Annotated in this window: 6 protein-coding genes and 1 pseudogene; 6 read left to right on the plus strand and 1 reads right to left on the minus strand. The window is 64.7% G+C overall.

The annotated features are described in order from the left end of the window. The 5 genes and pseudogenes from aspA to Y706_RS0120010 form a co-directional block, all read left to right on the plus strand. Positions 1–348 (plus strand): annotated as a pseudogene (aspA, locus tag Y706_RS26675) (aspartate ammonia-lyase); the annotation flags it as partial. Between the two features lie 207 nt (positions 349–555). Continuing rightward, positions 556–1,857: a dicarboxylate/amino acid:cation symporter gene (locus tag Y706_RS26680; RefSeq protein WP_043436611.1), complete on the plus strand. Its 1,302-nt coding sequence runs from the start codon at positions 556–558 to the stop codon at positions 1,855–1,857. Between the two features lie 638 nt (positions 1,858–2,495). Beyond that, entirely contained in the window at positions 2,496–2,927 is a 432-nt protein-coding gene (locus tag Y706_RS0120000) for a DUF1003 domain-containing protein (protein WP_028277982.1), read from the plus strand. Positions 2,928–3,146: 219 nt separating this feature from the next. Beyond that, complete coding sequence (locus tag Y706_RS0120005; protein ID WP_028277983.1) at positions 3,147–6,413, plus strand: ATP-binding protein; 3,267 nt, start codon at positions 3,147–3,149, stop codon at positions 6,411–6,413. 75 nt (positions 6,414–6,488) lie between these two features. Continuing rightward, positions 6,489–7,895, plus strand: coding sequence for an FAD-binding oxidoreductase (locus Y706_RS0120010; RefSeq protein WP_028277984.1), 1,407 nt, complete (start codon positions 6,489–6,491; stop codon positions 7,893–7,895). 796 nt (positions 7,896–8,691) lie between these two features. Here Y706_RS0120010 and Y706_RS0120015 read toward each other — a convergent pair. After that, a complete protein-coding gene (locus Y706_RS0120015; RefSeq protein ID WP_253906853.1) occupies positions 8,692–11,070 on the minus strand; it encodes an HAD-IC family P-type ATPase in 2,379 nt (792 codons plus the stop codon). Positions 11,071–12,056: 986 nt separating this feature from the next. Here Y706_RS0120015 and Y706_RS29460 point away from each other — a divergent pair. Beyond that, the coding region (locus Y706_RS29460; RefSeq protein ID WP_043436612.1) for a DUF4386 family protein at positions 12,057–12,704 on the plus strand (648 nt) is incomplete at its 3' end.

Genomic DNA, 12,704 nt, shown 5'->3' on the forward strand with positions numbered 1-12,704 from the left:
GCCGCCGAGGCCGGCCAGCTCCAGCTCAACGCCTTCGAACCCATCATCGTCCACAGCCTCCACAAGAGCATCTCCCACCTGGAAGCCGCGTGCCGCACCCTCACGGCCCGCTGCGTCCGGGGCATCACCGCCAACACCGAACACCTCCGCCTCACCGTGGAACAATCCATCGGCCTCGTCACCGCCCTGAACCCGCAACTGGGCTACGCCACAGCCACGGCCATCGCCCAGGAAGCCCTCGCCACCGGCAAAGGCGTCGCGGAACTCGTGCTCGAACACGGCCTGCTCACCGACGAGCAGCTCACCGAGCTCCTCAGCCCGCACCGCCTGGCCAACCTCACCAAATAATCCCCAACCGGTCCCTGACCTCGCAAGCTCGGATAGGGAACCCTGCGGTAGTGGGCCCACCCCCAGACCGACGACCCCGCCCGACCAGGGAGCAAGGGGCACGCCGTCGTGCCCAAAAACCCGATCGACTACAGAGAAAACGGAACTCGATGACGAGGACCGTTCCAGCACCGGGCCACCAACCCGGCCTCTACCCAAGGACTGACTATGAAAAACAAATCAACGATGTGGATCCTGGCAGCGCTCCTGTTCGGAATCCTCAGCGGTCTACTCTTCCACTGGCTGCTGCCGGTGGACACACGCGAATCCGTCGTGGCGGTCCTCGACACCGTGACGCACATGTTCCTGAACCTCATCAAAATGATCATTGCCCCGCTGATCTTCGCCACCCTCGTCTCCGGCATCGCAGGAGCGGCCAAATCCGCCGGCGTGGGCAAGCTCTTTGGCCGCTCAATGATCTGGTTCCTGTCCGCCTCCGTGCTGGTGGGCGCGTTTGGCTTCATCACGGCCCATGTACTCAACGTCGGTAACGGGCTCCACCTGATGCCAGGAGGCGACGCGGGGATGGAAACGAAGCCCCTCGATTACCAGGCGTTCATCACCCACATCATTCCCACGAGCGTCTTCGCCGCACTGACCGAAAACAACCCCCTTCAGATCCTCGTATTCGGCGCCCTCTTCGGCATCGCCCTGCTGAACCTTCGGAAGAAGGGCCGCTCCTCCATCGCCGATGCCATCGACGAACTGATGGGCGTCATGCTGAAGGTCACCGGGTATGTGATGCTGGCGGCGCCCGTCGGCGTTTTCGCCGGCATCGCAGCGGCCTTCACCTCCCAAGGTCTCGATGCGTTTGCCACCTACGCGTCGTTCATCGGCGGGTTCTATGTGTCTCTCTCGGCCCTGTGGGTCATCATGGTCGGCGTCGCCGTCGCCTTCCTCGGACGGGCGGCCTTCCGACTGGTCCGGATAGTGCGCGAACCCATGGTCATCGCGTTCGCCACCTCCAGCAGTGAAGCCGCCCTGCCCAAGCTCATTGAAGGCCTGACCAAGTTCGGCATCGAAAAGCGCACCACCGGTTTCGTGCTGCCCCTGGGTTACTCGTTCAACGTGGACGGTTCCATGATGTACATGACCTTCGCGTCGGTCTTCCTGATCAACGCCTACGGCATCGACATGGACCTTGGCCGGCAGATCGCGATGACCGCAATGCTCCTGCTCAGCAGTAAGGGCATGGCCGGCGTGCCACGCGGGTCACTCGTCGTCGTAGCCGCCGTGGTCCCAGCCTTCGGCATCCCCGCCGCCGGAATTGGTGTCCTGCTGGTGATCGACCAGCTCCTGGACATGGGGCGCACCGCCACCAACATCCTGGGAAATGCCATCGCCACGGCGGTGATCGGCCGGAACCACGACAAGTCCACGTCCCTCCTCGAAGCGTCACGCGCGGAAGCCTCCCAAGACGCGGAAGTCACTGAAGACAGCAGGGAGCCTGAGCTCGTTTCGAGGCACTGACCGGATCCCGCTCGGCTAACCAATTTTCAACCAGCGAACCTACCCTCACACCGGATGAAAGGCCATCGCCAATGACAGCCGACTTTGAAGTCCAGAGCCCGATGGACGTGCACCGCATTGAGCGGACGAAAAGAGCGCGAAACGCACCGATCAAATCACAAATCATCGACTACCTGGCAAACCATGGGGCAAGCAAAGTAGCTGACATCAGCGACGGCATCGCGTCCTCGCGAGGCGCAGTCAGATACCATTTGGCAGCGCTGGAGAGCGCTTCGATCGTCCGTTCCAACATTTCCCCCGGAGCCAGGGGTCGGTTCACGCCCTTCTACGGTCTCGCCCCTGGAAAAACGGACCCCGCCTCCTAGCCGGACAGCGCTGACTGTAACTCTTGCGGACGACGGCGGGACCTCCCGCCGTCGTCCGCCGTGTCTTTAAGGCCGGAATCTCATGTCCTCTCCCTAACCAAGCTCGCAGTTTCAGGACCGAAAGATCGTGCAGCATGCCGGGCTTAGATCACGGTGCCGCAATCGCGGCGCCAGGCAGGTGCCGGGAGATCCGAAGGCACCGGAGGGTTAGGACTCATGGCGCAGACTAACGGAGAAGCACGTCCCAGCCGCCAGGTCTGGTTAGGGTGGAGGATGACCGGAGAACCGAACACCTGGCACGACAAGCACAAGGCTTCCCTCACCCGCGGGCAGCAGGCCGCGGACCTCATGCGAAACGGGATGGGGAGCTGGCCTTTCGTGGGAGGTTTCATCGCCTTCATGCTGGTCTGGGCCGCCATAAACACCTGGGCGCTGGCGACCCATGCCTGGGATCCGTACCCCTACATACTTCTTAACCTCTTTCTGTCCATGCTGGCCGGTCTGCAAGGAGCAATTCTGCTCATCGCCGCCAAACGCCAGGATGCCATCGCCGGGGCCATGGCCCAGCATGACTACACTACGAACCTGAAGTCCAAGGAAGAGATCGATCTCCTGATGGACATTAACTGCCAGCAGTTGGAGATTCTCCGCGAACTTCAGCAACTCAGAACCTTGCCCGCGTCCGTTGCCGGGACGCACCGGTAGAGGGTAGGTACAGAGACGCCGAGGTTTTTGGCGACTTCCCACGGCAGTGTGCCGGCGGCGGTGGTTGTCGGAATCGAGCCGGACGGGGGCGATTGGCTGCTGTGGTTCTGGTGGTTTGCTTGCTACTGATGGGCCGCTCACAGAGTGAGCCAAGGCAGGGCGCGTGTGGGAAATTTCGTTGTTCGACAACGCCGGTTGGCGAGCGGATACTGAAGAACCATGAAGCCTACCCAAAGCGGGTTGCGCATCCAGCTTCTCGGCTCGTTCATCGTGTACGTCAACGGGAACGCCGTCGAGAACAACCACTGGCGGCTGCAGAAGGCAAAGGCCGTGGTGGCAATGCTGGCGCTGGCGCGTGGTCAGCGTGGCCGTCGCGAGCAGGTACTGGACCGTCTGTGGCCTGACATGGAGCCGGTGGCCGCCGCACGGAATCTGCATCAGACCCTGTACGTCGCTCGCCGTGCGCTCGCTAGCGCTGGAGCCGGCAGCGACGGGCTCCTCGTCATCCGCGGTGAAGTGGTCGTGCTGGATGACACTGGCCCGGTCGATGTCGATGTCCTGCAGTTCAAGCGTTCGGCCGTGGCAGCGTTGGCTGCAGGCGTCGAGGCAAGCCTGCGCGATGCGGCCGACTTGTACAGTGGTGATCTTCTGCCGGAGCTGCCGGATGCGGATTGGCTGACGGCACGCCGCGATGAGCTCCGGGAAATCCATCTCGAGGTACTGGTGAAACTGGCGTCCACGGTAGCGCAGCGTGCACCGGAGGAAGCGTTGGTCATCCTCACCCATGCGCTCGAATCCGATCCCATCCACGAGGGGGCCGTGCGCGCGCAGATGGTGGTGCTGGCTGGGATGGGCCGGCGGTCGGAAGCATTGGCACGATATGAGCGGCTGGTCGACGAACTCCTCGACGCGTTCGGGACCGACCCGGACACCCGGACGACGGGACTGTTTCGCGAGCTGTTGACCGGCTCGCCGCCCGAAGAGCGCCTCCACCGGCCCGCCGGCGTGACCGGCAAAGACGATGCCATCGGTTATCTGCCATCCCCGTTGACAAGCTTCATCGGGCGCGAGCGTGAACTCGTTGACGTCGAGCGGCTGATGGGCCATGCTCGCCTGCTCACCCTCACCGGGGCTGGCGGCAGCGGCAAAACCAGACTGGCATTGGAGGCCGCGAAGCGAGTTCGTCCTGAGTACGTGGACGGAGTCTGGTTCGTCGACCTCGCGGCCGTTGGGGAGTCGCTGCTGGTGGCCGATGCCGTAGCCGAGGTCCTCGGGTTGGATTCCGGCGCGGCACCAAGCCGCGTGCAAGCGCTGGTCGACCAACTGCGGCGACGCTCGCTGCTTCTCGTGCTGGACAACTGCGAACACCTGCTCGCGGCATGTGCGCATCTCGTCGTCGCGCTACTGGACGGATCCCCTGGGGTTAGAGTGCTCGCCACCAGCCGGGAGCCACTCCATGCCGACGGGGAGTACACCTACCGGGTGCCGTCATTGCCCCTGCCCTCGCCCCTGCGGACCGACGCTCCCGACCTGGCCGTGCTGGGCCGTCTGCCCTCTGTCCGGCCTTTCGTCGAGCGGGCAGCGCAGGTCCGGCCGGGTTTCGCGCTCGACGCCGACAATGCGCAGGGGGTGACAGAGTTGTGCCGACGGCTCGACGGGATGCCGCTGGCCCTGGAATTGGCCGCGGCCAGAACCGCCGTACTCGAACCCGCCGAGATCGTCCAGGGATTGGGCGATGCTTTGTCCATGCTCGGCGGCGGAACCAGCGGCGTCACGCGGCACCAGACGCTGCGTGGCACCTTGGAATGGAGCCACGAACTGCTCACCAAACCGGAGCAGGTTCTGCTGCGCCGGCTGTCTGTGTTCGCGGGTGGTTTCACCCTCGACGCTGTGGCAGCAGTCTGCGCTGACGCGTCCCTCCAGCAGATCGAACTGCTCGACCTGTTGGCCAAGCTGGTGGACAAGTCTTTGGTGGTCACCGAAAGGAGGGGCGCCGGGACCCGATACCGGCAATTGGAGACGGTCCGCCAGTTTGGCCAAGAGAATCTCGATCATGCAGGTGAGGCGGCTCAACTGGCGGCTGCGCATTGCGCCTACTTCCTTGCCGTCGCCGAATCCCACAATCCCGAACGGGCCACCGGGGTGGTCATCGAACAGCCGAAGTTGCTCGACCGTGAGCACGACAACCTGCGCGCTGCGTTGCGCTGGTCGTGCGCCCACGAGCCCGAGACCGCGCTCCGGCTCGCGGCCAGCCTGTGGCGGTTCTGGTTCCTCCGCGGACACGCGGTCGAGGGAGCACGTTGGGTGGAGCGTGCCTTGGCGGTGGCTCCCGACTCGACCCGGCCTCGCGCGGCTGCTCTGATCGGCCTGACCGGGCTGGACAGCCGGCAGGGCCGCGGCGACCGGCATCGGGCGCTCGGCGCGGAGGCCCTGGCAATCATGAGGGAGATCGGCAACCCCGACGAGGTGGCGATGGCCCGGCTCATTGAGACCTCGCTCGCCTGGAGCACTTTCGACTTGGACGAGGCCGAACAGCTGGCAGCCGACGTGCACACCGAGGCATTCGAGGGTGGCAGACCCGAACATTGCGCTGCCAGCAGTTGGCTGCTCGGCCAGTGCGCGTTGTCCCGGGAGGACGGACCACTCGCCGCCCGTCACCTAAACACCTGCCTGAGCGAACTCGCACAGTCTGAGACCAGCACCCCACCCTTCCTGCCGGTGATCACTCCCAGCCTGCAACTGGTCCCGATCGCCGGTCGGTTGGTCCCCTGCGTCGAGGAGACCCTGCTGTTGGGCCGGCGGGTTGGCGTTATCCAAGCCAAAGGCTACGTGCTGTCCGCGATCGCCTACGCGGCCAGGCTTTCGCGAGACACGCCGTCTGCGATATCCGTCATCACGGATGCAGCCGAACATTTCGCCGAGTTAGGAGATGACCTGGCGAGGGCGCAAACACTTCACCAACTTGGCTGCATTCTGCGCGACTGTGGCGACCACAGCGCGGCCGATGAGGCTCTTTCCTTGGCGCGGGAGCTTCGGCTCGGTCTGGGCGACCGACGCGGCGAGCTGCTGACCGAGATTAATATCGCCCTGCTCCGCGCCATGGGTGGTGATATCGACCGCGGCCTGACGGACGCTCGGCGTTGCCTTTCAGGGTTCGAGTCCGCGGGAGATCAGGTGGGGATGGGCGCCACGCTGACCATTCTCGGTGCCGCCGAACTGATCTCCGGGGAGGTCCGGGCAGCGCGGGAAATGTACAGGCAGGCAGCGGAAAAGGTCGCCCCATGGCGGCGACACACGGGCTGGCAACGGTTGATGGTGGCAGAGCTTTCCAACGAGCTCGGCGACCCGCATCGGGCGGCCCGCGAAATTGACAGGGCTGGGGCGATTTTCGACCGAACGAGATGCCTCATCGCCGGTCAGCGGCTGGCCGCACTGCGTAGGCGGGATTCGGACGATGATGTTGAGACGGAGTTGAGTGCTCGTTGAGTACGGTTCACTAGCGTGATTCCTGGATCTGACAAATGGATCTGACAAACCAACAGCAATCAGGAGGAACGCATCGTGACAACGACGCAGACTAGGCCGACCCGCATCGGAGAGGCCACCATCGCCGAGTTCGCCGCCGGGCTGCGCGGCACGGTCGTCCGGCCAGGGGACGCTGACTACGACCACGAACGAAGCATCTGGAACGGGGCCCACGACCGGCGCCCCACGCTCATCGCACGCTGTGCGGGTGTGGCAGATGTGATCCGCACGGTCGATTTCGCGCGCAGCGAGGGGTTGCCGTTGTCGGTTCGCGGCGGTGGCCATTCGATCCCCGGATTTTCCACCGTCGACGACGGTATCGTGCTGGACCTTTCGCTGATGAAGGGGGTCCAGGTGGACCCTGCCCGACGCCGGGTGGCGGCACAGGCAGGGTGTACCTGGAAGGACGTGGATGCAGAGACCCAGCAATTCGGGCTAGCGGTGACCGGTGGCCTGGTGTCCTCGACCGGCATCGCCGGCTTCACCACCGGCGGCGGCATCGGCTGGCTCGTGCGCAAGCACGGGCTGGCCAGCGACAACCTGGTCGGCGCCGACGTCGTCACTGCTGACGGGCAGTTTATTCACGCCAGTGCCGATGAGCACCCCGATTTGTTCTGGGGGCTGCGCGGAGGCGGCGGCAATTTCGGTGTGGTGACGTCCTTCGAGTATCAATTGCACGAAGTGGGGCCCATCGTCCTTTCCGGCCTGGTTTTCTACCCCGCAGAAGAGGCGGAGCAGGTGTTGCGCGGCTATCGGGCGGCCTGCGCGGCGGCCCCTGATGAGCTGACCACGCTGGTCAACATGACCATGGCGCCACCGGTCCCGTTCCTGCCAGAATCAGTGCACGGCAAGCCGGTCATCGCTGTGGGAGGGTGCTGGTCCGGCGATCTCGATGCCGGCGAGGCCGCCACCGCGCCCTTCCGGTCATTGGGCACGGTCATCGCCGATGTGTTCGCGGCCAACCCGTACGCGGGGTGGCAGCAGGCGCTCGATCCGCTGTACCCGCGGGGCGTGCACAACTATTTCCGCTCGGCATTTCTGCGCGCCGCCGACGACGCGTCCGTACGCGTGCTGCTGGACTCGTTTGCGGCATTGCCCAGCGCCATGACGCAGATTCACCTGCACCACCTTGGCGGCGCGGTCGGCCGGGTTCCGGCCGAAGCAACGGCCTTCGCACTCCGCGACCAGGAATTCATCGTCAATGTTGTTGCGCGCACGCCGACGGCGGACGGCTTCGCGGATGTCGTCGAATGGGCCCGGGGCGTGACGTCCGCTCTCGGTCCGGATGTGACGGCCTACGTGAATTTCACAGGTGAAGCGAATACGGCGCTCGTCCGGGCGTCGTACCCGGCGGATACATACCGGCGGCTCGTGGAACTGAAAAACGAATACGACCCCACCAATCTATTCCGGTTGAACCAGAACATCGCCCCCACGGTGTGACAGCACTGCCTGCGTCAGAAGTGGTTGATCGACTGAGCATCGGGAAGCAACCTGACAGCCGGCGCCAGAGGCACCTCGATCCCCCGGCAACTGACCGGCAACGCCGGTCAGTTGCCGCGGTGTTGTGACCGCTCAATTTCTCAATCATTAAAAGGGTGCCAATTTCACCAACATTGACGCCGCGGATGGGCCCGCTGCACCCAGCAAACCCCTAACCTGAAGTTGCGTGACTTGAGGCAGGAAGATCCCCTGGTTTCCGGAGGGGTCTTCCTGCCCGTCTCGTGGGAAGCACGCAAGGTGCGAGCCACAAGGCAGCAACGGCAGGAAACGCACTCCGGTGTGGACAACGTGCACACCCCTCTTGGCCGGACAAACGGGAACGAGCCCTCCCCCCAAGAGCGCGTTGGGCCAGGGCGGGATTGCAGACGCCCAGGATGAGGTAGCCGCCCAAGGCCTGTCCGTTCTCCTCCCCGAGCTTGGTCTCGAAGGTTGAGCGGACATCGATTTCAGAGATTACCCCGAAGCCCTGGCCGAGGAGTGCCTCCTGAGATATTCCTCGCATCGGTGCTGTGTGCAACCCTCCTGCACCACCGCCCCCGCCTGTGAACGCGGCGCCCAATTCCCCCTTAACCCCGGAAAATATAGGCCCTCCAAGTGCCCGGATTGAACAGGCCAGTCTGGGTCGCTGGGACTTCCATGGTTGTTCCCCAGCAAAAGATGTCTGGACCACACCTATGTTTGCAGGGCTTCCAGCCCCTTCGGTTGAGGACAAAACGCTAATAATTGATGAGCCCATTTAACCGCTCTTCACCACCGGACCTTGTTGCGGGAAAGCCCGGGCGTGGACCCGCGCCAGGATCTCGACTCCGAGGCCCCCGGCGGCCCCGCACGCCACGGCCGCGAGCAACAACCCGCCGGGTGGCCGGGAAAGCAGGAAGAATTCCTGCACGAGCTGGAGGTTGAGCGAGACCAGCAGGGAGGCGCTCATGGCCAACACCACGGCCAGGCGCGCTGCGTTGAGGGGGCGCGCCACAGCCGATAGGATCCACAGTCCGACCATGGACAGCGTCAGCACAGAGGCGCTGCTGACTTGTTCGGACGTGGCCGCGCCGGCCAGCGGCGCGAATGCGTTCAGTGTGAGCAGGGAAGCCGTGACGATTAGTCCGGCAGGGACGGAGAACCAAAGGGACCGGCGCAGGAATCCGGGCTGATAGCGGCGCGGGTTCGGCATGAGCGCCAAGAAGAAGGCCGGGATTCCGATCGTCAGGCCGTCCGTGAAGGATAGCTGGCGGGGAAGAAACGGAAACGTCCACTGCAGGAGCCCGAAGGTCACCGCGATGGCGGTCGCATAGACCGTTTTGCTCAGGAAGAGGCTGGAGACCCGCTCTATATTGGCGATGACCTGCCGGCCCTCAGCGAGGACTCCGGGAAGCCGGTCGAAGCGGCCGTCGAGCAATACCAGGCGCGCGACTGCCTTGGTGGCGGGCGCCGCGGAGTCCATCGCGATGCCAAGGTCGGCCGTCTTGAGCGCGAGGGCGTCGTTGACGCCGTCGCCGGTCATGGCCACAGTATGTCCCCGGCGCTGGAGCGCCTCGACCATCGCCCTCTTCTGGGCCGGCGTCACTCGGCCAAACACCATGTTTGATTCCATCACCTCCTCCAGATGCAGCGGGTCCTCCGGCAGTGAGCGTGCGTCGAAGCCCTCCGTGACCTCCAGGCCAACCCTGCGGGCAATGGCGGCAACGGTGCGGGGATCGTCGCCGGAAATAATCTTCAACCCGACCCCTTCGGTCCGGAAGAACTTGAGGGTCTCCCGGGCATCGGAGCGCGGCTGTTCCCGGAAGGTCAGCAGCGCCACAGGGTGGAGCGACCCCGGCAACTGCTCCACCTTCCCATTGGCTGGCAACTGATCCGCGCCGGCCAGGAGCAGGGTCCGCAGCCCTGATGCGGCCAGTTCGCCGGCCTGACGCAAGACGTCGCTCTGGCGCGGTACTGCGCCGTCGGGCGCCGAGATCGACGGCTTCAGACGTGCGGCTGCGTCGTCGCCCTGCACAAGCATCATTTCCGGTGCTCCGAGAATCCAGGTGCGCGTACCGCGGGCGCTCCCGTTGAAGCTGACTCCGCTCCACTTCCGGGCGGAGGAGAACGGCACGGTCCGGACGGGTTGAAGGCCGCCATCATCCTCAAAGGCCGTGCTCAGGCAGCGTGCCGTGGCGTTTGCCTCGGGTTCGGCGCCAAACCATGCGAGGGCCTGCTCCCATCCCGGTTGCGGCGCCAGCGGGTGAACCGCGTCGAAGACCAGTCCTCCTTCTGTGAGGGTTCCGGTCTTGTCCATGCACAGGACGTCTACGCGTGCCAGTCCCTCGACAGCGGCGAGTTCCTGGATCAGTACGTTGTGTTTAGCCAGCCGGAGTCCGCCCACGGCGAAGGCCACGCTCGTCAGCAGCACTAGTCCCAGCGGGACGATCGCGATCATGCTGGCAATAAGTCCCACGAGTGCGGGGGTCCAGGCACCGGTGGAAATGGCGGTCTGCCAGCCGCCGCGCGCCTGGATCTCGCCGTTGAGCACGATGAGGGCAACGGGCAGCAGGATCCAGGCGATCCAGCGCATTACACGGTTGAGGCTGTTGCGGATCTCGGAGTTCACCAGTGAGAAGCGTCGCGCATCTGCCGTCAGCCGGCTCGCGAACGACGCCGCTCCGACCCGGACAACCTGGGCGTTGCCGTGGCCGGCCACGACGATCGATCCGGAGAGTACTTCCGTCCCCGCATCCTTACCCACCGGGTCTGCTTCGCCCGTGAGAAGCGATTCGTCCACCTCGAGGCCGGACGACTCCAGTACGGCAGCGTCGGCAGTGACCTGATCCCCGGCCCGCAACACCAAGAGGTCATCTTTTACGACGTCGGCCGTGGCGATTTCGTGGATCTGACCCTCGCGCAAGACCCGCGCGAGCGGGGCGTTGAGGACAGCCAGCCGGTCCAAGGACTTTTTCGCCCTATATTCCTCGACGACGCCGATCACGGCATTGCTGACAGCGGCGAGGCCGAACAGGGCATCCCGCCATTGCCCCAGGAACAACAGCAGCAGGAAGCTCGTGCCGACGATTGCGTTGAAGAGCGTGAAGACATTGGCCCGGAATATCTGCCACAGGCTCCGGCTAGTGGTGTCCGGCACGCGGTTGGTAAGCCCGCGCTCGACCCGCGTAGCCACCTCCCCCTGCGACAGCCCCTTGGTGGCCGCCGGGCGCCTGGCGGCGGCCTTCCGGCGTTTGGCTGCCGGGGACGCACGCCGATGCAGAAAGGCTCGTCTCTTGCGCCGGCGGTATGCCTTCACCCTCCGATGGTATCCGCCGTAGCGCCACAATGTGGCGCACTGCGACGCATCAGCCGGTCCCCCACCGCGACACCATCCGCCCGCACTGGCGCTGCGAGAAAATCCGCTACAGATACTGGAAGCCTGGAATCGCGCATACCCCGGCCGCAAATCTGTCCCGCTCAGGGTGGACAATCGCGACAGTTGGACCGCTGTTCCGGGAGATCATCGATTACGTCCGGGGTCCAACGAAGTGAACCTGACAGCGAAAGGCGCTTATGGGAAGTCGTGGACCAGACACCACAGCTGGCGGACCTCCCGGATGTACCCCGCCCCGGTGCACTCGACAGGCTCCCCCCACTGGGTCCCTTCCGAACATTCCAGGTACCCATCAGAGACATCGCGGTACTGACCGGGCTCGCCCTGAAACAACTGACCGCCGTGGACCGAATGCCCATTGCATCAACCCTGCCCACAGCCCGAGTCGCTTCAATCTGGCGGCAACTTAGAACACCACGGGACCTTGACCTCGACTTCGATCTAAACGACTAGGAAGTCGGGGCGCGATCTACACGGATGGAGCCTACGGTCAGCGGCGCGCGAAGATACCGTGCAGGCACGATTCGCTGCCCGATTCGAAGGAGTGGGTAGAGTCCCCGCCAGTCGGCCATCTGCTCTCGGCTCAGTGCGCGCCCAGACCGGGATGCACCGCAGCTTTGCAGTTCCGCGGACCTTTCCCGTGAATCAACGCACCCTAGCCCGGGACGCGGCCCCGAAACTACGCTGGGGCAGGCGTCGTCCCGTTTCCGGGCAGGCGGCGGGCTCATGGTCGAGGAAGGAAGCGGTCCATGAACGCACAGAACATCACCCACTGGATCCGGGCGGGGTTGTGGACGTTACCTCTTTACGGCCTGATCACCGCCTGGGCCACGCTTGAGCCTCAGCCGGACCAGCAAAAGGATCCAGACGCCTGGGCGCGGTTCGTCAGCTCGGGCTCGTATCAATCAAGCCACTTGCTCGGCAGCTACGGAGGCACCATCCTCGCGATCTTCGGGGTGTTCGCGCTGGGCTGCTGCCTGGCCAACAGCCGCGTCGGCCGCCTGGCACTGGCAGCAACAGTCATCACCGTCGCGGGAACTGCCTTGCTAATGGTCCCCGCCGTCCTCTCCACTTTCGCCACTCCCGCGATCGGGAAGGCGTATCTGGAAGGGAACCGGGACGTCATGCTTCTGGAGTTTCCATCCGCCATGACGGTCTCGTTCCTGCTCGGGCTCCTGCTCGCGTTCCTTGGCAACGTCTTGCTTGGAGTCGCGGTCTGGCAGTCCCGGACGCTCCCCCGCTGGGCCGGGGCCCTATGGATTGCCGGCGCCGTACTGTTCTACCTCCTCGGCGTCGTGCTGGGGCAGGCGACCACGGGCAGCAGCCTTCCGACGCAACCGGCCGGTGCCTTGCTCATGGCTGCATCGGGTGGCTGGATGGCGTGGAGCCAGTCACGG

Source organism: Arthrobacter sp. I3 (assembly GCF_000520575.1).
GTDB lineage: Bacteria > Actinomycetota > Actinomycetes > Actinomycetales > Micrococcaceae > Arthrobacter > Arthrobacter humicola_A.